The following is a 22,602-nucleotide window of genomic DNA, read 5'->3' on the forward strand; positions in this document are numbered from 1 at the left end:
ATGATCTCGATCACCAGCGCCGTCTTACGCTTCGCCGTCCAACGTTTGATGCTCTCGTCCATCGTCATACTCATTGCCACGTTCTCCCTTGTAGCACGAGCAGGATTTCACGGGGTCGATACATTCCGCCCTTCGTTGACTGGCTCTTGGCTGACCGGGGCTATGATGCCGATTGGTTCATGGAAGCGTTGAAAGACAAAGGGATAAAGCCCTGCATCCCGGCGCGGAAGTCGCGAGCAAGCCCATCGAGCACGACAAGCGGCGCTACAAACGCGGCAACAGGATCGAGATCATGTTCGGGCGCTTGAAAGACTGGCGACGGGTCGCGACCCGCTACGACAGATGCCCGAAGATCTTCCTCTCCGCCATCGCCGCAACCACCATCTTCTGGCTATGATGCCAGAACGAGTCCTGACCTAAGGGTCCTACAATCGGACTTGAATGCATCTTAGCGCAACCTACGATCCCGACGATTTTGCCTGTTCCTGAAGCCAGCCAAACCGGGTTTCTGTTCCCTGCTGTAGCGCTTTGGTTCGGCGCCAGTGAAACTTGTAAACCGGAGAGTCGCCCTCTCCGTGGATCGCCGCTTTGAAACCTGCATCGACAGGACGACCCAACAGCTTGGAAAAGCTCAGGGCGGCACGCGCGGATCGCGGCTCAACCTTTTCCCATGCCACCCGAAATTGATAATCGTGCCGGAGCAAGTTTGCAAAGTGGTAATGGAAGATAAAATAGGGATACCGCCCGACCCGCGTAACAAATGCCTCACTTCCCATCATCGATGCCAGGAAAGCATTCCGTTTCATCAGGCTGATCACACTGTTACGCAGGAAGCCAAGCGATTTCTTCCTTGCCGACAATGCCAATTTGAGAAACGCCAGATGGCGCGAAACATATTCACCCGCGATAAAGTTGTTCGGATGCCCCGCAAGAAACCAGTTTGCCATAACCCGATCATCGGTGCGGGCAAGACACCGGTTAATGAGTGGCACGCTCTCATCCTTCAGCCACGCATCCGCTTCCTCGAACCGGAAGGCAAAAAAGCCAGAGGCCGCTGCCTGATCAATCCATTCATCCAGCGGCTTCACACAGTACACATCTGCATCAGCCCAGACCCCACCATGGCGGTTGATCAATGCCAGCCGCGCGATGTTTGCAATCTTTGAATTCGGAAGCTGTGCCGAAAACAGGTCTTCAACGAAGTCTGCCTCAAGATAATCGGCGAGGGTCTCTTGGGTCAGAAGATGCAGGTTCCAGTCGCTGTTAAGTTCGCGCCAAGATGTGACGCAGGTTTGCACCAAGGGTGGCGCCTTCTCGAAGCCTTGCAACCAAAGCATCCAGATATTGCGCGGAATTGGGGAAGTTGCCGACTTATCCATTGTTCTAGGCAAATCGCCACGGTGGCCGGGGGCGGTTTTCGGCGCATCCCACCCGCTTTGCAATGTCGCGCAACCACCCTGCACTTGAACGCCTCGGAGACCAGAAAGACTGCTCCAACGAGACAATCATTCGCTGGAGCCTTTCGGCATCCACTCGGACCACGTCTGCGACGTCGGATCCCATTTCTGGGCGGGTCGCGAATTCACCCCGTTCTAGCCGCTGATAGTCGAAATCAGAGAAAGAGATCCCGTACCTGTCGCGCAATTCCAACGCGCCGTTGTGCCCGTAGTCAAGATAGGCCTTCCATTCAGGGAGCAGCGCGGGCCGCGGGTTGCCGTCGCTTGCATCCAATTTCTGCAAGCGGCGCATCAACTTGCGTGTCCGCTCGTTGAAGACATCCTCTTGATCCGGAAAGAAGGCGCGCCTGAAATCCTGAAGAATGACCATCGTTTCCGGCGAAAAACTTTCGTTTGACTGACGGGATGTCTGAGGCACCGTCATGAGCTCGGCCGCCTCCGGAAAATAGAGCGCCGCAAAGTCGCTCATGATACTTCCGCCGGTCATTGCCTTACGGTCAAACGGCCTGACAATAACCCTGTGTTTGGACGCAAGTGCTTCAAAACCGGCAATCAGTTTGTCCAAATTCCACGGATAGATGGGTTCGAAAATGCTCGCAGCCCGCAGGCGCTGCTGCGACGCTGACAGGAAGAAATCTGATGGCCGACGTGCATAGAGGACAAAGTCGATCGAGTCTGCGCCAAGGCTTTCGACAAAGGACATGAACTTGGTCGGATCATTTGCCTCATAAAGACGAGCGAACCATTCGGACGACAAGATGAGCAGCTTAGGCGCACGCTGCTTGACCTGCTTTCGAACCTCATTGCTCAGGCCTTCACCCTGCCTGATGTAGTTTGCCTCTCCGTGTTTCCTCATCCCCCGCGGGGCCTCAGTGTACGCCCTGAAAAGCGAACAGAGAAGACCATGATTATAGGCTTTACGCACCTTTGGGTCGGGGTAGAGAATTCCCTTCTCGATCAGCTGAGTACGCGCACCGAACAAGGCACGCTGCAGCGCAGTCGTCCCCGTCTTCGGGGGACCTACGTGAATGACCAGCTTCATCTGCGCGTCTCGCTTCATGGAATGCATCGACTTTGCGGGGTTCTATCCGTTTTGAAAACTGAAGTCTATCACGCCCCCGGACCTTTATTGCCCCAGAGTTCCGTGCTAATCCGCAGATCAAAACTTTGTTGTGAGAGATAGATGTCCGGTGGATGCATCCAATCAGTTGGCCCTACCTTTCTTCTTGGGCTTGGGGCACAGAAATGCGGCACCACATGGTTGCATCACTATTTGGCGGATGCCGAGAATTTCCGAGCTGGCGTCGCAAAGGAGTATCACGTCTGGGATGCAATGGACGTCTCGGTCATGTCCCACAAGAAGGCGCGGTGGTTCAATCGTTTCCAAAGCGCAAAGAAGGCCCTGCGCCTGAAAATGCAACGCGATCCGGAACACTACTTCGACTATTTTGCTGGCTTGCTGCAGGAAGATGACGTCCTGACCGCCGATATCACGCCATCCTACTGCGGATTGGATGCCGCACGTCTTGCGTTCATACGTGATGGCTTTGCCCGGCGAGGGATTGCGACCAAAGCCATTTTTCTGATCCGGGATCCGCTAAGCAGGATCAAGAGCGCTGTGCGCTACAACCTGAAGAAAGGCAACTACAACGAGGGCATACCCGCAGGAGAGACGAGCTTTCACAGGGCCCTGACCGCCTACTTCGCGAGCGAAGCCTGTCGGGTGCGGACCAGCTACCAACATACAATTCGTGCGGCGTCATCGGTCTTTGCACCAGCCGATTTCTATGTGGGCATCTACGAAACCATGTTCGAGTCCGCGCAGATTGCGCGTCTTTCGGAGTTTTGTGGCGTGACGTATCGCCCGAACCTTGGAGAAGTTTTCGTCAAGAAAACAGACGGCCACTTGTCAGATGATCCCGCGCTGGACACCGAAATTCGCGACGCATATGTCGAGACGTACAAGTTCTGCCATCAGGCCTACCCTGACACCAAGGCTCTTTGGTCTTAGTTCAGAACTTCGCCAAGACAGGGCGAAAGAGTGATCCAACGGCGACGTTCGATCCACCAGATGCCGGGGCTGAACACCTAGGCAGAGCGGAAGCCCGGAAACTCTACTCTCGGGGGCCAGCTTCTTTAGGCAGAGCACGGCCAGAAACCCGATTGAGCTTGTCGAAATCCTCTGGGCTTGCTTCAGACACACCGAATGCCAAGTCTCTGATATTTTGCAAAATTCCAAAGCAGGTCTTACGGCACTACAACAGTAGATATCTCCCTACCTTCTGCTTGGCGCCCTCCCCAAGAAACCTAACCGGATAATCTCTGCATTGTAGACCCAGCCCATTTGATAGTCGCAAAGCATCGCTCGGAGCCGTACAAAGGCAGGTACATTCTTATCGTTCCCCCAAATCTTCACAAAGTTCCTGATCGAAGGGAACAGATACTTGAGTCGCGGCATCCGTTTTAACAAAGGTCGGTTAGACTTCGCGGCAAAACGTGCACCGGCAATCCGCCTAACCTTGCCGGCACAATCTGAATAAGTTTCCCTTGCAGGGTGTCGTACTGTCATAGCATCTTCGAACACGATCGGTACATTTTCGACGGTAGCACGGCGATTCCATTCCAAATCACCGCCAGAGAACCTATCCTCTCTGAAGAGGCCGACACGCCCAAAGACGCTCTTCCTGACAGCAAGGTTTGCAGTTGCAGCGTGCCCTCTCGCAACATATTCATCTTGGCGCAAATTAGAGACACGGTCGTACACGCTCCACCCGTTCCATTTTGATTTGAGCGGAACAACATCAATTTTGCCCGCCACCCTCTCGCAACCTTCCTCTTTCAAGAACCGTGCGAGTCCAGCTGAGAGCCAGCTTTTCGATGGAAGACAGTCACTATCAGTAAAAAATATGAACTCCCCTCGCGCAGCTTTGATCGCGGTATTTCTCGCAGCGTAAGAGCCAGGCTTTGGTTCCCAGACGACACGTGTGTTCCGTGTCAACGCCAGGTTCTCTGGCAGACGCTGCTCACGATTGTTGTCTGCAACAATGATTTCGTAGTCGGATTCATTGAGGTCTTGGAGAGCCAGCGCCGCCAGGCAGTTATTAAGCCCGTCCCAGTCTTCGAATGTAGGGATAATGACCGATATAGTAGGGGTCATAGTAGTAAGACCAACTTCAGCTCCCACGTCTTGAAGAGCCATCGTACCCGAAATCCATCCATCGCGCGCCCCGCGACATTAAGAGCAATTGCTTCGGAAGCTGATTCAAGTCTTGCCAGAGCCGCTTTACTCTAGAAATCAATGACTTGTTTTGCTTCCTGCGCTCTGAAGTCAAGTCTGATGGCGATTCAACTTCATCTCTCTGCCGCGCGAGAGCCGGCCTAACAACTGCAACTTTCAGGTCGTCGAATACGGGAGACACATTTGGGCTAAACAGGAAATGGTCTATCGGCATATCAATCAGTCCGCGATAATTGCTCACAATTCGCGCTCCATCCTGCGTAATCAAATAACATGCAGCACCGGCTGTCCGGGAATGCAAGCGATGTAAAGCTCTGCCCGCAAGAGTTGCGTCCTCGAGCTCTGGGCCAAGCAATCGTTTTGATGACGGCCTACCGTACTTTTCGAACTGTACGACATTCACTCCTTCTGGAAGCCAATCCATCGACGCGAGATATGGCACGAGATCGGAAGATAGTTCAGCATCATCCTGTAAAATCAGTGCGGCGGGTCTGTCCTCGTCAATCATGCGGCGGTAAATTGCAAGATTAGTCAGAGCGCAGCACTGGCTTCCTCTACCCATCTGAATTTTATGCCCGGATAGCGCGATCCTCTTTCCTAGGACCTGCTCGTCAATGGTCTCCATGTCAAAGGCTGACACCCTCATCCACGGTAGATTCAGAGCTCTCAACTGATCAGCCAAGACAGCAAGCCGATCTGGGCGCCGGTCCAAATTGATTACAAAGATTGGGATCAACGGCCGAGCCTCCACACGTCTGACTATTGATGGTTGGCGACCCTAAGATAGTTCGCCTAACCGAGACATTCAAACGAAGAAGAGGAGTGTCAGCCTCATTTTCTTCAGCAAGAACGAACCGATACTGACCTGCCCCCTGCTGGTCCCTCTGACAGGGCCCTCTTATGGAATCTAGAGAGGCATTGAAGAAACCATCCTGCCACGATGCATGAACGCATCACCGTTGCAATGCAACATCAATCAGCTACTCAGCAAGGCGTACCTACGAAAGAAGCAGTTCCACAAAAAGCGCTTCAAAAAAATATTCCTTTATTTTTTCAATACTTTCATTAACTAACAAGCATTTCTGGAATTCACCTTGCATCTATACCCTGCATCGACGCGACCCATGACACGGAGCCACGCCAATGATGCAAGACGCCGACACCACCGACACTCTTCCCTTTCTGGATCTCGCCAATCCCGCCTTTTCGATCCGCTCGCAAGCCGTTCTGGATGCCCGCGATGCCTCTTGGTGCGCACGCACGCCCTATGGCCTTGCGGCGCTGCGCTATGACGATGTGCAAAAGCTGCTGCGCCACCCGAAACTGCGGCAGGGCTCGTATCGGTGGCCGGCCCATAACGGCGTCACCGGCACCTTTGCCCGCTGGTGGGAGGCGATGCTGCTCAGCCAGGAAGGCGCCACCCACGCCCGTTTGCGCCGCATGGCCAACCCGGCCTTCTCGCCCAAACTTATTGGCTCACTGATCCCAAAGTTTCAGGCGCTTGCCAACCAGCTGATCGACAATTTCGCCGAGAAGGGCGAGTGCGACTTCATCGCCGACTTCACCGAGCCCTATGCGACCGGAGTCATCTGCGACCTGCTCGGCCTGCCGTTCGAGTGTTGGCGCGAACTGGCGGACATCGCCGCCGATATGGGCCTCGCCCTCGGTGTGACCTTCAAGCGGGACCTGCCCACGATCGAGGCCGCGACCAAGCGCATCTTTACCTTCGCCGAAGGCCTCGTGGAAACCCGCCGCGCGGCGCCAACCAAAGATTTCATCGGGACGCTGATCAAGGCCAACGAGGACAAGGCGCTGCTCTCCGATCAGGAACTGCTCGACATGATCGTACTGGCGATCTTCGGCGGCATCGACACCACCCGCAACCAAATCGGCCTTGCGATGGCCACCTTCATCGAGAACCCCGAGCAGTGGAAACTTCTGGGCGAGCAACCAGAGCTTGCCCGCGCGGCGGTGGAAGAGGTGATGCGCGTGCGCCCGACCGTGACCTGGGTCACGCGCGAGGCGGTCGAGGACTTCACCTACAACGACACGCCGATCGCCAAGGGCACCACGGTTCACCTGTTCTCGCAATCGGCCACCTCCGACCCCGAGATCTTCCCCAACCCGGGCTTCGACATCACCGCCGAGCGTAAGCCGCATTTCGGCTTTGGTGGCGGCACGCATCACTGCCTGGGCCATTTCATTGCCCGCGGCGACATGACCGAGGCGCTGAAACTGCTCGCGCAGCGCCTCAAGAACCCGCGCTTCAACGGCGAGGTCGAGTGGCTGCCAGACAGCGGTAACACCGGCGCGATCAAGATGCCGATCGCCTTCGACGCCGCCTGAAATCCAAGAAAAACAACAGGGATACTAAGATGAAAGTTCACGTCGATATGTCGATCTGCCTGCTTCACGGCCAATGCGTGATCGCAGCACCCGATGTCTTTTCTTTTGATGACGCGGGCGGCCTTGTCTGGGTCACCGAGATCGATGACAGCCAGGTGGCCGATGCCGAAGCAGCCTCGGACGCCTGCCCCGAGCAAGCAATCATCCTCGGCTGAGCGCGATGGCGGACCCTCGGATCACCATCGTCGGGGCGTCGCTTGCGGGCCTGCGCACGGCCGAAGCGGTGCTGGCGGAGTTGCCGCAGGCCCGCATCATGCTGGTCGGCGACGAGCCGCACGCCCCCTACAATCGCCCACCTCTGTCGAAGGACAGCATGGAGGCCCTTGCGGGCGGCCAGGCGCCGCGCGCCGAGGTGTTCGAAAAGCTCCTGCTGCGCTCGAAGATCGCGCCCGGACAGATCGAGATGCGCCTTGGTGTGGCCGCGTCCGGGATCGAGAACGGCGATGTTCGACTGGAAGATGGCGCGCTGATCCCTTCGGATTTCGTGGTGGCGGCTACCGGCATCCGGCCCCGTCGCATGCCGATGCAGGGCGCGGCGGACCGCCAGCACGTCCTGCGCAGCTTCGACGATGCCGAGGCCTTGGCCCAAGCAATGCGGCCGGGCGCGCAGATGGTGGTGATCGGCGCGGGCTTTATCGGCTGCGAGATCGCCGCGACCGCGCGCAAACTGGGCCTGCATGTCACCGTGGTCGAGCCCGCCCCGCAGCCGATGCTGCGTGCGCTTGGGCACCGCGTTGCGGCGGCCATGGCGGCCTTGCATCGCCGCAATGGTGTGACGCTACTCACCGGGCGCTCGGTCGAGACGTTTGAGGTGGATCGGGTGATCCTTGATGACGGCAAGGCGCTTGAGGCCGATGTGATCGTCGAGGCACTCGGCTCGCGCCCCAATACCGAATGGCTCGCCGCCAGCGGCGCCGATCTGAGCGACGGCGTTCTGGTCGACGCGGACATGGTTGCCATCGGCGCGCCGAACCTGTTGGCCGTGGGCGACATCGCGCGCTTCGCCAACCCGCTTTTTGACGAAGTGCCCCGGCGGGTCGAGCATTGGTGCGTGCCGGGCCAGACCGCCAAGCGCGCCGCCGCCACGATTGCTGCGCGCGTCTCGGGCGGAGCCCCCGCGCCCGATTTCGCGCCGATGCCCAGCTTTTGGTCGGACCAATACGGGATGCGGGTGCAGGCCTTCGGCGCTCCCGCCCTGGCCGAGACGCAGACCGTCGTCGAGGGAGACCTGACCCAGATCGGGGAGGCCCCCATCGTCGTCGAATATGCAAGGGGCGATCACCTCGTGGGGGTCATCGGCCTTGGCGCCCCGCCCGCCCTTATCGCCCGATACCGCGCACGTCTGATGGACGCGCTCCGTGCCCCTGTCACCGCCTGAGGATATGATGAGCAACCCCCTGACCACTGCCCTCGAACAGTTCACCGCCGAGATCGTTCATGTCGGCCAGTTCGACTACGCCAGCGTGTTTCGCGAACGCCGCCTGCGGCGCACCCAGTTCCTTGAATGGGCGACCGACGCGCGTTTCGCCAACGTGCTGGCCTATTGGGACAGCGCCGACAACCTCTTTGGCGGGACGTCCTATTATACCGAAACAGTCGAGATCGACCCCGCTTCGATGCGGCGCAACCCCTCGGAGCCGGGCGCGGTCACCGTGATCGCCGAACTGTCGGGCGAAGCGAAGGAACTGATGCCGCGCCAGGTGCTGCGCCGCCAGATCGAGCGTGCCGCGGCCATGGGCTTCAGCGTCGATGCGGCCTTCGAGTTCGAACTGATCGTTCTTGATGAAACCGACACCTCGATGCGCGACAAGGGCTTTACGGGCCTAGCGAAATTTGCCCCCGACAACAAGTGCTGGTCGGGCGCAACCGCCAATACCCATGCCGGTTTCATCGCCGGGATGGAGGCAGAGATCCTTGGCCATGATGTCAACCTTTACGGGCTTGGCGTCGAACTTGGGCCGGGCTGCCTTGAGGCCACGCTTGGCGCGACTGAGGGGCTGCGCGCGGCGGACGATGCGGCCATCTTCCGGATGGCGGCGAGATCATATGCCCGCAAGCACGACAAGACGGCCAGCTTCATGCCCTATCTGGGCGCGGAATATCCCGGCATCGGCGGGCATTGCACCGTTTCGCTGCGCGACAAGGCGACCGGCAAGAACCTGTTCTCGGACCCCGATGGAAAGACCTCGGCGCTGGCCGGGTCGTTCATCGCGGGAATGATGCAGATCGTGCCAGAGGCCTTTGCCATGTGCACCTCGACGGTCAACGCCTATCGCCGCCTTGCGCCGGGTTCCTGGGCGCCGAAATCGCTGACCTGGGCGGAATATCCGTTCACCGTCGCGGTCCGCTCGGCCCCCCATGCGGGCGATCGCGCGCGGCTCGAATTCCGCGTCCCGCCTGCCGATTGTAACCCTTACCTGACGCTCGCGCTGATGCTGGGCGCAGGCCTCGACGGGATCGAGCGCAAGCTGGCCACCCCCGCCCCGACGACCGCCGCGCACCCCGATTTCGTGCCCGAGGGCGCCGCGCGCTTCCCGCGCGATCTGGCCGAGGCCGCCGACCGCCTGGACGCCAGCGCCGATGCCGCCCGGATCTTCGGGACCGCCTTCACCAAGAACTTCGCGGCAGCCTGCCGCGCCGAATACGCCAGCCTCGCCAAGGCGGTCAGCGCGGAAGAGCGCGCCCGCTACCTCGAAGGCTGAGCAGACAGAATAACAGGGAGACGTAAATGAGCACCACTGACACCGACTACCACCGCGAACTTGATGCCCCCGGCCGGGCCGAGATGGTCGAGCGCGTGCGCCGCAAGATCGACGCGCTTGGAGTGGATTACATCTACTACCAATACATCTCGATCACCGGCCGCGTGATGGGCAAGGCCGCGCCCGCCCGCCACTGGGAGACGCAGGCGCGCAAGGGCGTGCAGACCTGGATGGGGGGCGTCACCAACGTGTTGCCCGACTTCAAGGGCAACCTGATCGGCTTTGATAGCAACGCGATGGAATGCATCGCCCTGCCCGATCCCGACACCTTCTGCCAGCTGCCCTGGGACAAGCGCGTCGCCCGTGTCTTCTGCACGCTGTTCTACAGCCTCGAAGACCCGAACCTCCCCGGCCAGTCCTACGAATACGATACCCGCGGCAACCTCAAGCGTTTCGACCGCGAGTTCCGCGAGGCCCATAACGGGCTGCACCTGCGCGTGGGCCTTGAGCCCGAAATGCTCTGGCTCAAGCCCAAGGCGGGCGAGGTGCGCCCCTACGAGGGCGTGACCGAGGCACTGGCCTATCACATCGGCCAGTTCGAAAGCGCGCGCGACATCTGGATGCAGGTCTCGGATTATGCCCGCGCCATGGGCCTCGACATGATCCAAGGCGATTGCGAAGACGCACCGGGCCAGATCGAGCTGAACTACCAGTTCGACGACGCCCTGCCGACCTGCGACCGCATGACGACCTACCGCCAGATCTGCGCCGAAGTGGCGCGCCAGCGCGGGCTGATCGCCTGCTTCATGGCCAAGCCCTTCATGGGCTATGCCGCGAACGGCTGTCACCATAACTGCTCGGTCTGGACCGGCGGCTCGCGTGAATTACAGCAGATCATACCGGGCGAACTGCCGGGCATGGAAGAGCTGTGGCATTACTCGAAAGGCGGCGTGAACGAGTTCGAGAACAAGGAGGGCGGCTGGCTGCCGACCGAACTTGGGCATCACGTTCTGGGCGGCTCGCTCAAGCATATCGACGCGCTGACCTGCCTGGGAGCCTCGACGGTGAACTCGTATCGCCGTTTCAACGACTATGGGCTTTGGGCGCCGATCGGCGCGAACTGGGGCTTGCAGAACCGCTCCTGCACGATCCGCATCTCGTCGCCCGACCGGTTCGAGTTCCGCGCGGTGGACAGCATGGTCAACCCGCACCTGTTCTGCGGTGCGCTCCTGAAGGCCATGGACGACGGCATCCGCAACAAGATCGACCCCGGCGCCCCCGAGTCGCGCAATGTCACCGAGGTCTGGCAATCGGGCGAGCCGGTCAAACTCATCCCGCTCAATTTGCGCGATGCACTGACCGCTTTGGAAAAGGACGAGGTCATCCGGTCGGCACTTCCGGGCAGGCTCTACAACGTCTTCGACGAATACAAGCAAGACGAGTGGACACGCTTCCTGCGCGAGGTCACCAATTGGGATGTGGAACGGTACCTGCATTGCGTGCCGTAATCGGAGCCATCCCAACCAGGAGCGTGAACGCATGATCGACCAAGCCACACCCGAGATCGAAATGGTAGACATTCTCAGCCGCGACGGACGCATCGCGTCGGTCGGAGCGGCCGAGCTCGGGTGTCTTGGCTTGCGCGAGGATCAGGTGATCGATGCGCCCTGGTCCTCGATCTACCCGCTGGCCGCGCGCGAACGGATCGAGGAGTTGTTCGCCGCGGCCTCGGCGGGGCCGCATGTCGTGGCGCTGGAGCTGCGTCAGGACTCGGGCGTGCTTGTGCCGGTGACGGCGATCGCGATGCGCCTGGTCGATCCGGTCGCAGGCACCTGCCTGCGCCTTGTGAAATGGCCGCGCGGGGGCACGCTTGATGACCTCGCGCGGCTGAGCGAAGAGAAAGAGGTGCTGTCCTCGATCCTTGAAACCTCGGACGATGCGGGCTGGTGCATGGAATGGGCCGAGCCGGTGGACCTTTCCGCCCCCGAGCAGGAAATCATCCGCCAGGTCTTCGAGAACGGCCCGCGCTGGCGCTTTTGCAACGACGCGATGGCGCGCCTTTATCGCACGCCTGAGGGCAAGGATTTCAACGCCCTGCCGGTGCATGAAACCTTCCCCCGCAGCCCCGAGAACGAGGCCTTCATCCGCCGCCTCGTGCGTGCCAGTTTCGACGTCAACGCCTCGCCCTCACGCGATCTGCGCTATGATGGCGTCTATATCGAGGTCGAGAATGACGTGCGCGGCCATATCCGGGGCAACCTGCTCTACCGGATGTGGGGCACGGTGCGTGATGTCTCAAAGCACGCCCGCCGAGCCGCGGTTCTGCGAGAAGAGATCGAAGCGCTCGAGGCGATCCTGAGCGCGCTGCCCGACGCGCTGGTGATCACCGACCGCGACGGTCACCTGCTGCGCATCAACAGCGCCGCCGAGGAATTGCTCGACCTCTCGCCCGAGGAACTGCCGGGCCGCGCCTTTGCCGATCTGATCGAACTACCCCTGCCCCTGCCCGAGTTGTTCACCGCCGCCGCCAGCCGCAAACCCGGCCACCCGAGCCGCAGCTATCCGGCCAGCGTACTCAACCCCGAGCGCCCGGCGCGCGCCGATCTGACCGCCCGCCTAGTGCAGCTGCGCGACGCCGAATACCTCGTGCTGTGTCTGCGCACGCGCCTTGGGCCGGTGACCGTCGGCGAAGGGCCCGACCGTATCAGGGTCGGGGGTTAGGGATGGGAATGCCCGCCATGACCCGTGGCAATCCCAACCTGCCCGGCCTGACCGAGGCCCTCGACGCCCTTGCCGACGGGCTTATCGTGCTGGACCCGAACCAGCGCATCACCTTTGCCAACCGCGACGCAGGCGCCATCGCTGGGATCAACCCCACGCAAATGGCGGGCATGAGCTTTGCCGAGTTCAACGCGGCCTCCTCCATGAACTGGGCATTGCTGGCCGAGATGCTGGAGGCCGGGCGCACTGGCAACCTGATGCTGCGCGGCGAGGCCGTGGGCGCGGTCTTCGTCACACTGCGCCGGATTTCGGCCATGGGCCCAGAGGCGGGCCATGTGATTACCCTGCGCGATCTGGCGGTGCTGGACCACGCACGCCGTCAGGCCTCGGGCAATCGCGATGCGGTTGCCTTCAACAGCGGGACCGAGCGCCGCCTGCGCCCCGATTTCGCCCGGCAGCGGGCAATCTCGCCCTGGCTCGACCGGATGATGTCGCGCGGCGAGCGGGCGCTGTTGCAAGGCGCGCGGGTCATCATCACCGGCGAATCCGGCGTCGGCAAAACCGAGATCGCCCGCCACCTGCATTCCTTCGTAGCCAATGGCGCCGACCCGTTCATCGCCGTCAACTGCGCCGCCATTCCCGAAAGCCTCTTTGAATCCGAGCTGTTCGGCTATGAGAAAGGCGCCTTCACCGGCGCCTCGACCGAGGGCAAGAAGGGCCTGATCGAGGCGGCCGAAGGCGGCACACTCTTCCTTGACGAGATCGGCGAAATCCCCCTGCCCTTGCAGGCCAAGCTGCTCTCGTTCCTCGAAGAGGGCACGATCCTGCGCATCGGCGGAACCCGCCCGCGGCGCGTCAATGTGCGCGTGATCTCGGCCACCAACCGCGACCTGCTGGAAATGGCCGAGGAACGCCGCTTCCGCGCTGATCTCTATTACCGGCTGGCGGTGGTGAACATGCCGATGAAGCCGCTGCGCGACGTGCCCGAGCTGCTCGATCACCTGATCGACCGCTTCCTCGTTGCGATCAACCAGCGTCGCTCGGTGCCCTTGGTGCTGAGCGACGATCTGCGCGCACGCCTGCGGGCCTATCGCTACCCGGGCAATATCCGTGAACTCTGGAACCTGATGCAGCAGATCTCGGTCTTGGGCGATGACGAAGAGGAACTGCCCCGCCGCCTCATGGCCGTGCGCCTTGACGGGCGCCCGGAGCGCGACGATGCGACCCCGGCCGCAGCGCCCGAAGAGGCCGCAGCAGATGGCCGGGGCCTGCGAGAAGCCCTCGCGGAATACGAATTGCGGATCATCGAAGAGGCGATCCGTATCCACGGCAGCAAGCGCAAAGCCGCTGCCGCGCTTGGTGTCGATATAGGCACCATCTCACGAAAAACCCGAAAAGAGCCGTAACCGGCCAAGCGAACCAACAGGAGAGACAACGCAATGCGAAAGACCATTCTGACGACCACCGCCATTGGCGCCGTTCTGCTCGGGGCTGCCCCCGTTCTGGCCGAAGGCTCGATCAACGTGCTGACCTGGGAAGGCTATGCCGACCCCTCCTTCATCTCGACCTTCGAGGAGCAATCGGGCTGTAAGGTCAACGCGACCTATGTCGGCTCGAACGACGACTTCGCGCCGAAGATGATGGCGGGCGGCGGGGTCTATGACCTCATCACCCCCTCGATCGACACCACCAAGCTGATGATCGACCTCGACTTCGTCGAGCCGCTCGACACCGCGATGATCGAGGGCTGGAACGACATCTACCCCAAGTTCCTCGCGCTCGACGGCATCCAGAAGGATGGCGAATATTACGGCATGCCCTATAGCTGGGGCGCCATCGCCTTCATGTATCGCGACGACGCCTTCACCACGCCGCCCACCTCGATCAGCGACCTGTGGCGCGAGGATCTGAAGGGCAAGATCTCGCTTTGGGACGACAAGAGCGCAATCTATGTCGCCGCACGCAAGAATGGCGACATGGATATCTACAACCTCAGCGACGAGCAGATCGCCGCAGCGCAGGCCGCGCTGGTCGAACAGAAGCCGCTGATCCGCAAATACTGGGCGACGGCGGGCGAGTTGGTCGATCTGTATAAGGCGGGCGAAGTGGTGATCTCGAACACCTGGGCCGGCTATCAGTCCTCGCTGCTGGCCGCAGAGGGCGTCAAGGTTACCGAATTCATTCCGACCGAGGGCGCCGAGGGCTGGCTTGATAGCTGGATGGTCGTCAAAGACACGCCGAACAAGGAATGCGCCTACAAGTTCCTTAACATGCAGTTGAGCGAGTTGGGCCAGTGCGGCGTGGCCAATGTGAACGGCTATTCGGCGGCCAATGCCTCGGCGGCGAAAAACTGCATGACGCCCGAGCAGTTCGCCGCCCTGCACCAAGACGATCCGACCTATCTGGACAGCCTGCTGATCTGGACCCCGCTTGGCGACCGGTTCGAGACCTACACGAACGCCTGGAACGCGGTGAAGGCGCAATAACAACAGACGCTGGCAGCGCCGTGCATCCGTGCGGCGCCGAACCGACGACATGCAAGCGGATCGCCAGGGAGGGGCCCCGTTTGCCGAAGCATTCAGGGAACAAGGCGACATGGCCGCAATCATTGAGCTGGAGAACATCTCCAAACACTACAGCCCCACCATCATCGGCGTGGACAACGTCTCAGTCACCGTCGACGATGGAGAGTTCGTGACCCTGCTTGGCCCCTCGGGCTGCGGGAAATCCACCCTTCTGCGCATGATCGGCGGCTTTGAGGAGCCGACCGGCGGCGCGATCCGGCTAGCCGGGAAGGACGTGACCTGGGATCCGCCCTACAAGCGCGAGGTCAACATGGTCTTTCAGGACTATGCGCTGTTTCCGCATATGACCGTCGGGCAGAACGTGGCCTATGGCCTCAAGACGCTGAAGCTCAACCGCTCTGAAGTGGCGGATCGAGTCAAGGACGCGCTTTCACTCGTGGGGCTTTACGACAAGGTCGATCAGCGCCCGCAACAGCTTTCGGGCGGCCAGCGCCAGCGCATCGCGCTTGCCCGCGCCATTGTCCGCCGCCCCAAGGTGCTACTGCTGGACGAGCCGCTCTCGGCGCTCGATGCCAAGCTGCGCGAGCAGATGCAGATCGAACTCAAGCACCTGCACGAGAAGGTCGGCATCACCTTCATCATGGTCACCCATGACCAGACCGAGGCGCTGGTGATGTCGGACCGCGTGGTGGTGATGGAGCGCGGCAAGATCGCCCAGCAGGGCAAGCCGCAAGACCTCTACGATCACCCGGCCAGCCCCTATGTGGCGAACTTCATCGGCACGACGACCTTCCTGCCCGGCAAGGTGTCGAAATGCACTGGCGGCAAGGTCATCGTAGCCACCGGCGGCGCCATGTTCGAGGCCGAAACCGATCATAGTTACTCCCCCGGCAAGGTCGTGACCGTGGGCCTGCGTCCCGAGAAGGTGCGCTTCCTGGCCGAGGGCGAGACCGCCGCCAACACCATCGCCGGCAAGATTGCCGAGGTGATCTATTACGGCCTCGGCCTGCGCATCGCGGTCACTCTGGCTGACGGGGCGACCGTCTATGCCGACATGCTGCTGCCCGACCGGCTGTCGCACAGCAAGCTGCCCGAGATCGGCACGCCGACCCGCATCGCCATCGAGCCCCACAACGTCTTTGTCTTCGAGGGGAACGTCGCGCCATGAACCTGATCCGCCGCAATCTTCCCGGAGCGCTGGTGGTGGGCATCCCGGTCCTGTGGATCGCGCTGTTCATGCTGCTGCCCTATGGCATCATCGTCACCTATTCCTTCTGGCTGAAGAAATACCCGACCTTCGTTCCGGCCTTCCAGTTCGGCAATTACGTAACGATCTTCACCGATCCGCAGTATCTTCAGGTCTTCCTGCGGACGCTGAAGATCTCGATCCTTGTGTCGATCGCATCCTTCCTGCTGGCCTATCCGTTCGCCTATTACCTGGTGTTTCGCTGCCGCTCTGCGGCGCTGCGCACCTGGCTTTACATGGCGGTAATCGCCCCCTTGTGGGTCAGCTACCTGCTGCGCGCCTATATCTGGAAGACGATCCTCGGGACCGAGGGGGTGCTGAACTCGTTCCTGATCTCGGTGGGGATTATCGACCAGCCCTCGGACATCTTCCTCTACAACCAGTTCGCGATGGTGGTGACGCTGACCTATATCTTCATCCCCTTCATGGTGATGCCGATCTATACCGCGCTGGAAAAGATCCCGGTGAACCTGAGCGAGGCCTCGGCCGATCTGGGCATGGGGCCGTGGCGCAGCTTTTGGCATGTCACGCTGCCGCTGTCGCTACCCGGTGTGGCCGCGGGCTTCACGCTGACCTTCTGCCTTTCGTTTGGCGACTTCATCGCGCCCTTCCTGGTGGGCGGGCCGGACGGCAACCTGATCGCCAACGTGATCGCCACCCAGTTCGGCGCGGCGCTCAACTGGCCGCTCGGCTCGGCGCTGGCAATCGTGATGCTGGTCGTGGTGCTGACGATCGTTTCGCTTTCCGACCGAATGGAGCGCAAGGGCATGGTGGGAGGCCACTGAGATGACACACAAGAACCCCAACCTGTTCGCGCGCTACGGGGCAGATACCGGCTTCATGACCTTCGTCGCGGTGCTGATGGCCTTCCTTTACATCCCGATCTGGGTGCTGATCGCGTTCTCGTTCAACGACTCGCGCTCGCTCACCTGGCCGATGACGGGCTTTACCTTCGAGTGGTATCGCAAGCTTGCGTCGAACACCGACCTGTTGGCCGCCATCGGCAACAGCTTTTACGTGGCCACTTTCGCCACGGTGCTGACGCTGCTTGTGGGCGTTCCGGCGGCGCTGGTGCTGCACAAGTTCAAATTTCCCGGGAAGTCGATCTTTCGCCGGCTGATCTTGCTGCCGATCACCCTGCCCGGCATCGTCACCGGCATATCGATGCTGAACATGTTCAAGCTGATGGGCTTCCCGCTCAGCCTGGAGACGGTGATCTTCGGCCATGCCACGGCGCTTCTGGGCGTGGTGGTGACGCAGGTCTACGCGCGCCTACAACGGCTGCCGAAATCGCTGGAGGAAGCCGCCTTCGACCTGGGCGCGACCCCCTGGCGCAGTTTCGTCGACATCACACTGCCCAATATCCGCTCGGCCATCATCGGGGCGGGGCTGCTGAGCTTCGTTCTCAGCTTCGACGAGATCCCGGTGACCTTCTTCCTGACAGGGCGCGACAACACCCTTCCGATGTACATCTATTCGACCATGCGGCGAGGCGTGACGCCCGAGATCAACGCAGTCGGCACGATCATCGTGCTGCTCTCGCTCATCCTCATCATCGCCTCGGTCGTCGCGACCCGCGAACGCAGAAAATAAGAACGGAGGTATCCAATGACCCTGACCTTCAAGGATTGGCAGGCCCGCGCTGCGGCGCTGACGCCCGAAACCCGGATGTTCATCGACGGCAAGTTCGTCGAGGCCGCCTCGGGCGCGAAGTTCGAAACCCTCAACCCGGCGACCGGCGAGGTGATCGCCGCCGTCGCGCGCGGCGGCGCCGAAGACGTTGACCGCGCCGTCACGGCGGCCCGGCGGGCGTTCCGCTCGGGCGTCTGGTCGCGCATGGCGCCCTCGGACCGCATGGCCGTCATGCGCCGTTTTGCCGACCTGATCGAGGAGCACGCCGAGGATTTCGCCCTGCTCGACACGCTCGACATGGGCAAGCCGATCTCGGACATGTTCAACATCGACATCCCCGGCTCGCTGATGACGATCAGGTTCTTCGCCGAGACCATCGACAAGATGGAAGGCGTCGTGACTGCGACCAATTCTGACGCGCTGCATTACATCCTGCGCCAGCCGCTTGGCGTGTGCGGCCTTGTCGTGCCGTGGAACTACCCGCTGATGATGGCCGCGTGGAAGCTTGCCCCGGCGCTCTCGTGCGGCAACTCGGTCGTGCTGAAACCGGCCGAGCAATCGCCGCTTTCGGCGCTGCTTCTGGCGCGGCTTTTTTCCGAGGCGGGCGGGCCGGATGGCATCTTCAACGTGGTCACGGGCCTTGGCGAGGAAACCGGCAAGCCCTTGGCACTGCACATGGACGTGGACAAGATCGGCTTCACCGGCTCGGGCGAGGTCGGCAAGCTCATGCTGATCTATGCGGGCCAGTCGAACATGAAGCGCGTCACCACCGAATGCGGCGGAAAATCCCCGCAGATCGTGCTGGCCGATTGCGAAGACCTCGCCAAGGCCGCGACCACCGGCGTCGCGGGCGTCTTCGGCAATCAGGGAGAGGTCTGCTCGGCCGGGTCTCGCATCCTGGTCGAGCGCGCGATCTATGACGAATACGTCGCGCTTTTCACCGCGGCCGCCAAGACCATGCACCAGCCGGGCAACCCGCTCGACCCCGACACGACGATGGGGCCTCTGGTCACCCCCGAGCAGCAATCGCGCGTGCTGAGCTACATCGACATCGGCAAGAAGGAAGGCGCGCGCCTTGCCTTTGGCGGCGGCATCCCGGCTAGCCTGAATGCGGGCTGCTACGTCGAGCCGACCCTCTTCACCGGGGTCTCCAACAAGATGCGCATCGCGCAGGAAGAGATCTTTGGTCCTGTCGCCTCGATCATCCCGGTGGACAACCTCGACCACGCGATCGAGACCGCCAACGACACGATCTACGGCCTCGCCGCCGCGATCTGGACCTCGAACGTGAAAAGCGCGCACCGCTTTGCCCGCGACATCGAGGCCGGTATCGTCTGGGTCAACGCCTATGAGGCGGGCGACGCCACGACGCCCTGGGGCGGTTTCAAGCAGTCCGGCAATGGTCGCGACAAATGCCTTGAGGCGCTGACGCAATACACCCAGACCAAATCGGTCTGGATCGAGATGAGCTGACCCGACAGCCGGGGCGCAAAGGATTTCGCGCCCCGGCATCGACCCAAAGGACGAACATGAGACTTTGCATACTAGAGGCCGACCGCCCCGCCGAGGCCTTCCAACCCGACCATGGCACCTATGCGGGCATGTTCATGCGCTGGCTGGGGCCGCACCTGCCAGAGGCGGAATTCACCAATGTCTTCGTCGCGGGTGGTGAGGCCCTGCCCCAGCCCGCCGATTTCGACGCGTACCTGATCACCGGTTCGCGCGCCGGGGCCTATGAGGGCCACGCCTGGATCGCCCCCTTCGAAGACTTTTTACGCAAGCTCCGCGCGGAACGCATTCCCCTTGTAGGCGTCTGCTTCGGGCATCAGATCATGGCGCAGGCCTTCGACGGGATGGTGCGCAAATCCGATGGCGGCTGGGTCATCGGGCGGCAGGAACACAGCCTTACGCCCGAAGGCGCGGCGCTTTTCGGGCCTTCGGAACTTGCCGCGCTGTCCTTCCATCAGGATCAGGTTGTCGAGCTTCCACCCGGCGCGCGACATCTGCTGTCAAACACAGCCTCGCCCAACGGCGGGCTGGTTTACGATGACTTCCCCGCCATGTCGCTGCAATTCCACCCCGAGTTCCAGCCCGCCTATATCCGCGAGCTGCTTGTCGCCGCCAGCGGCATCCGCGTCCCCGCCCCGCTGGCCGAGACTGCGCTTGCCTCGCTGGACAACCCGCTGGAGCCCGACCGCATCGCACTGGGTGTCGCGCGCTTCTATCGCAACCACGCGAGGATCGCTGCATGAAGCTTCGTCAGGAAGTCGCGCTGCGCCAGCAGCTCGGGCTGCGGCTCAATCAAGAGCTCGGGCGCGCGATCGGCTTTCTTGAACTGTCTAACATCGACCTTACACAAAGTCTGCGTGAGGTCGCGCAGGACAACCCCTGGCTTCGTCTCCATGTGCCACGAACCGCGATGGAAGTCCCCGCCGATGCCGCCGCCGCTGGCCCAACACTGATTGAGCATGTCCTGACGCAGATCCCGACCCTTGTGCCGCGCTCGACCGATCGCAAGGTCGCGTTTGCTCTAGCCGAGGTTCTCGACCAGACCGGGTATCTAGCGGAAAACGTCGAACAGGTTGCCGTTAGGCTCGGCGAGCCTGCTCAGCGCGTCGAAAACGTGCTGAGGGCGCTTCAACAGATAGAGCCGCGTGGGCTGTTCGCGCGGTCACTATCGGAATGCCTCGGACTTCAGCTGTCCGCCGAGGGTCCGATATCGGAGCCCATGCGCCGCGTGCTCGAAGCACTCTCTGCTCTGACCGAGGGCGGCACAGAATCCCTCGCAATAGCCACTGGGCTCACCGCCCAAAAAGTGCAGATAGAACTCGCCATCTTGCGAAGTCTGAATCCTCGCCCTGCTGCAGCCTTTGCAAGCACCACCGCGCGCACACGCATCGCCGATCTCATTTTTGAACGCTGTGACAATGGATGGCAGGTCACTTTAAATCCTGAGACCTTGCCAGTCCTAACGTTGAACAACCTTAGCTTTCAGCCTGATCGTGGCTCGGCCCTGTCGCAGGCACGGATCAGTGCACGTGGGCTCGTACGTGCGGTGGAACGCCGCAACCGCGCACTATTGGCCGTCGGTGAAATCTTGGTGAAAGAGCAGTCCGAGTTCTTGGAACGCGGCAACATCGCCTTGCGCGCACTAACGCTGCGCTCGGTGGCCGAGAAGCTTGGACTACATGAGAGCTCTATCAGCCGTCTGGTCAACTCATCGTCAGCCGCCACACCAGGCGGAACACTTGCATTGAGGAAATTCTTCGCTCGCTCAGTGCGGCGCAAACCTCAGTCCGTGACTGATTCAGGCCCAGCCGTGCAAGCCCGTCTCGTTGAGTTGATCGCAAAAGAAGACCCCCACATGCCTCTCAGCGATGAGGCGCTAGCGAGAATTCTGTCCTCGGGTGGCGTTACCGCATCGCGCCGTGTGGTCGCGAATTGGCGCACAAAGGCTGGGATTGCAAACCGAAACAGACGGAAGGTAAAATACTGATTACAAACTGATAAATTTCGATTTTCTTGAAGATAGATTTCTGCAATTAGCAGTTGAACCTCACGCTTAGGAACTCTGGCCATTTAGGTTTTAATCGGTGCTGTCAGACGAATTCGAACCAGTTTCCACAAGGACAGTATAGCTGCCCCTTATGCAGCGCAAAGATCACGCCACTCGGCAAGAGCAGCGGCGCGGTTCGCCTTGAAGATGGGTCTGCTGGAGAGGTTCCGTTCCTGGTTGAAATGGTTCGAGACGGAGGCGTGGACGGCGGCGTGGACGGCGGCGAACATCTGCAGCGTCCTCAAGCACCGGAAACGGAGCATCGCTCGCTCCCGTCTTCGGAATGGCAAGTGTGAATTTTCCGCGCGGTTATTCATCCACCGGCCAGTCTGCTGGCGCTCACGGATACCAAGATCTCCCAGAGCGGCCCCGTAGGAGCGCAGGCGGTCAGTAACGAACTCATCGGCTGCGCCGTGCCGCTTCAGAGATTTCTTCAAAAATTTCAATGCTGCTTTCTTGTCTCGATTCTTCGTCACGAAGCTTTCGAGCACCTCGCCTTCGTGATCGACAGCCCGCCAAAGGTAATGACGCTCGCCATTGATCTTCACGAACATCTCGTCCGGATGCCACCGCCAATGGCTTGAGCGCAGGCCCTCGACCCGACGTTTTCGGATCTCCGAGGCGAAGATCGGGCCGAACCGATGCCACCAAAACCGGACAGTCTCGTGGCAGATGTCGATGCCGCGCTCGTGCAGCAGATCCTCGACATTCCGCAGCGAAAGCGGGAACCGGACATACATCATCACGGCCAGTCGGATGATGTCAGGGCTGGTTTTGAAGTAGCGGAAGGGCGAGCGTTTCGTCATTCTGAAAGGCTACGGGATCGCCCTGCCCGCCTCAAGCCAGGTTCTTCTGACAAGACCGGACGGACATCATCACCGCCAGTCGGATAACTTCAGGGCTCGTCTTGAAATAGCGGAAGGGCGATCGTTTCGTCATCCCGAAAAGCTACGAAACCGCCCTGCCCGACTCAAGGCAGTTTTATTTGACAGTAACATTCAATGTCCTAACCCGAATCCAAATGCCGAATACCCCAGATTGCCATCAAAACGCGGCGCGAATCATGCGCCCGGCGTGAACCGCAACAAACTGCGCCCCGAGGCGGGGTCTGGCGCGGCT

General features: G+C 60.9%; 22 protein-coding genes and 1 pseudogene. 18 read left to right on the plus strand and 5 right to left on the minus strand.

Annotated features, from left to right (window positions below; translation table 11 throughout):
• The coding region (locus N3C64_RS14990) for a hypothetical protein (protein WP_260015085.1) at positions 1 to 192 on the plus strand (192 nt) is incomplete at its 5' end.
• Positions 129 to 397, plus strand: a pseudogene (locus N3C64_RS14995) (transposase); the annotation flags it as partial. The gene N3C64_RS14990 and the pseudogene N3C64_RS14995, both read left to right, overlap by 64 nt.
• Positions 398 to 458: 61 nt before the next feature.
• Here N3C64_RS14995 and N3C64_RS15000 read toward each other — a convergent pair.
• The gene (locus N3C64_RS15000; RefSeq protein WP_260015065.1) at positions 459 to 1,379 is read right to left on the minus strand and encodes a capsular polysaccharide synthesis protein; all 921 of its coding nucleotides are present in this window, start codon (positions 1,377 to 1,379) and stop codon (positions 459 to 461) included.
• Between the two features lie 4 nt (positions 1,380 to 1,383).
• A complete protein-coding gene (locus N3C64_RS15005) occupies positions 1,384 to 2,499 on the minus strand; it encodes a hypothetical protein (RefSeq protein WP_260015066.1) in 1,116 nt (371 codons plus the stop codon).
• Positions 2,500 to 2,730: 231 nt separating this feature from the next.
• Here N3C64_RS15005 and N3C64_RS15010 point away from each other — a divergent pair, with 231 nt between their 5' ends.
• The gene (locus N3C64_RS15010) at positions 2,731 to 3,468 is read left to right on the plus strand and encodes a hypothetical protein (RefSeq protein WP_260015067.1); all 738 of its coding nucleotides are present in this window, start codon (positions 2,731 to 2,733) and stop codon (positions 3,466 to 3,468) included.
• Positions 3,469 to 3,732: 264 nt separating this feature from the next.
• Here the strand turns inward: N3C64_RS15010 and N3C64_RS15015 are convergent, their stop codons facing one another.
• Together N3C64_RS15015 and N3C64_RS15020 are read right to left on the minus strand one after the other, a co-directional pair.
• A complete protein-coding gene (locus tag N3C64_RS15015; protein WP_260015068.1) occupies positions 3,733 to 4,656 on the minus strand; it encodes a glycosyltransferase family 2 protein in 924 nt (307 codons plus the stop codon).
• The gene (locus N3C64_RS15020; RefSeq protein ID WP_260015069.1) at positions 4,631 to 5,446 is read right to left on the minus strand and encodes a glycosyltransferase family 25 protein; all 816 of its coding nucleotides are present in this window, start codon (positions 5,444 to 5,446) and stop codon (positions 4,631 to 4,633) included. The genes N3C64_RS15015 and N3C64_RS15020 overlap by 26 nt, the downstream gene beginning before the upstream one ends.
• A gap of 189 nt (positions 5,447 to 5,635) precedes the next feature.
• On the opposite strand from N3C64_RS15020, the gene N3C64_RS15025 reads away from it, so the two are divergent.
• The 15 genes from N3C64_RS15025 (at position 5,636) to N3C64_RS15095 (ending at position 21,423) form a co-directional block, all read left to right on the plus strand.
• The gene (locus tag N3C64_RS15025; RefSeq protein ID WP_260015070.1) at positions 5,636 to 5,764 is read left to right on the plus strand and encodes a hypothetical protein; all 129 of its coding nucleotides are present in this window, start codon (positions 5,636 to 5,638) and stop codon (positions 5,762 to 5,764) included.
• A gap of 74 nt (positions 5,765 to 5,838) precedes the next feature.
• Positions 5,839 to 7,041, plus strand: a complete 1,203-nt coding sequence (locus N3C64_RS15030) for a cytochrome P450 (RefSeq protein ID WP_260015071.1) — start codon at positions 5,839 to 5,841, stop codon at positions 7,039 to 7,041.
• Positions 7,042 to 7,070: 29 nt separating this feature from the next.
• Entirely contained in the window at positions 7,071 to 7,256 is a 186-nt protein-coding gene (locus N3C64_RS15035; protein WP_260015072.1) for a ferredoxin, read from the plus strand.
• A gap of 5 nt (positions 7,257 to 7,261) precedes the next feature.
• Entirely contained in the window at positions 7,262 to 8,479 is a 1,218-nt protein-coding gene (locus tag N3C64_RS15040; RefSeq protein WP_260015073.1) for an NAD(P)/FAD-dependent oxidoreductase, read from the plus strand.
• Positions 8,480 to 8,486: 7 nt separating this feature from the next.
• Positions 8,487 to 9,803 carry a type I glutamate--ammonia ligase gene (locus N3C64_RS15045; RefSeq protein WP_260015074.1) on the plus strand — a complete coding sequence of 439 codons (1,317 nt, stop codon included), beginning with the start codon at positions 8,487 to 8,489 and terminating at the stop codon, positions 9,801 to 9,803.
• A 26-nt stretch (positions 9,804 to 9,829) separates the two neighbouring features.
• Positions 9,830 to 11,311 (plus strand): glutamine synthetase family protein, encoded by a 1,482-nt coding sequence (locus N3C64_RS15050; protein WP_260015075.1) that lies wholly within the window; start codon positions 9,830 to 9,832, stop codon positions 11,309 to 11,311.
• A 31-nt stretch (positions 11,312 to 11,342) separates the two neighbouring features.
• Positions 11,343 to 12,524: a PAS domain-containing protein gene (locus N3C64_RS15055; RefSeq protein WP_260015076.1), complete on the plus strand. Its 1,182-nt coding sequence runs from the start codon at positions 11,343 to 11,345 to the stop codon at positions 12,522 to 12,524.
• Between the two features lie 8 nt (positions 12,525 to 12,532).
• On the plus strand, positions 12,533 to 13,930 hold the full coding sequence (locus tag N3C64_RS15060) for a sigma-54 interaction domain-containing protein (protein ID WP_260015077.1): 1,398 nt from the start codon (positions 12,533 to 12,535) through the stop codon (positions 13,928 to 13,930).
• Positions 13,931 to 13,963: 33 nt separating this feature from the next.
• Positions 13,964 to 15,010 carry an ABC transporter substrate-binding protein gene (locus tag N3C64_RS15065; protein WP_260015078.1) on the plus strand — a complete coding sequence of 349 codons (1,047 nt, stop codon included), beginning with the start codon at positions 13,964 to 13,966 and terminating at the stop codon, positions 15,008 to 15,010.
• 109 nt (positions 15,011 to 15,119) lie between these two features.
• A complete protein-coding gene (locus N3C64_RS15070; RefSeq protein WP_260015079.1) occupies positions 15,120 to 16,217 on the plus strand; it encodes an ABC transporter ATP-binding protein in 1,098 nt (365 codons plus the stop codon).
• Entirely contained in the window at positions 16,214 to 17,080 is an 867-nt protein-coding gene (locus tag N3C64_RS15075) for an ABC transporter permease (RefSeq protein ID WP_233676050.1), read from the plus strand. The genes N3C64_RS15070 and N3C64_RS15075 overlap by 4 nt, the downstream gene beginning before the upstream one ends.
• A 1-nt stretch (position 17,081) precedes the next feature.
• Complete coding sequence (locus tag N3C64_RS15080; RefSeq protein WP_260015080.1) at positions 17,082 to 17,888, plus strand: ABC transporter permease; 807 nt, start codon at positions 17,082 to 17,084, stop codon at positions 17,886 to 17,888.
• 15 nt (positions 17,889 to 17,903) lie between these two features.
• The gene (locus tag N3C64_RS15085) at positions 17,904 to 19,400 is read left to right on the plus strand and encodes an aldehyde dehydrogenase (protein ID WP_260015081.1); all 1,497 of its coding nucleotides are present in this window, start codon (positions 17,904 to 17,906) and stop codon (positions 19,398 to 19,400) included.
• 56 nt (positions 19,401 to 19,456) lie between these two features.
• Entirely contained in the window at positions 19,457 to 20,179 is a 723-nt protein-coding gene (locus tag N3C64_RS15090; protein WP_260015082.1) for a type 1 glutamine amidotransferase, read from the plus strand.
• Positions 20,176 to 21,423 carry an RNA polymerase factor sigma-54 gene (locus tag N3C64_RS15095; protein ID WP_260015083.1) on the plus strand — a complete coding sequence of 416 codons (1,248 nt, stop codon included), beginning with the start codon at positions 20,176 to 20,178 and terminating at the stop codon, positions 21,421 to 21,423. Before N3C64_RS15090 ends, N3C64_RS15095 begins: the two co-directional genes overlap by 4 nt.
• Positions 21,424 to 21,572: 149 nt before the next feature.
• Here N3C64_RS15095 and N3C64_RS15100 read toward each other — a convergent pair whose 3' ends face one another.
• Entirely contained in the window at positions 21,573 to 22,289 is a 717-nt protein-coding gene (locus tag N3C64_RS15100) for an IS6 family transposase (RefSeq protein WP_260015084.1), read from the minus strand.
• Between the last annotated feature and the right edge of the window lie 313 nt (positions 22,290 to 22,602).

Origin of the sequence: Sedimentimonas flavescens (assembly GCF_025154035.1) — a bacterium.
GTDB classification, from domain to species: Bacteria; Pseudomonadota; Alphaproteobacteria; order Rhodobacterales; family Rhodobacteraceae; genus Rhodobacter; species Rhodobacter flavescens.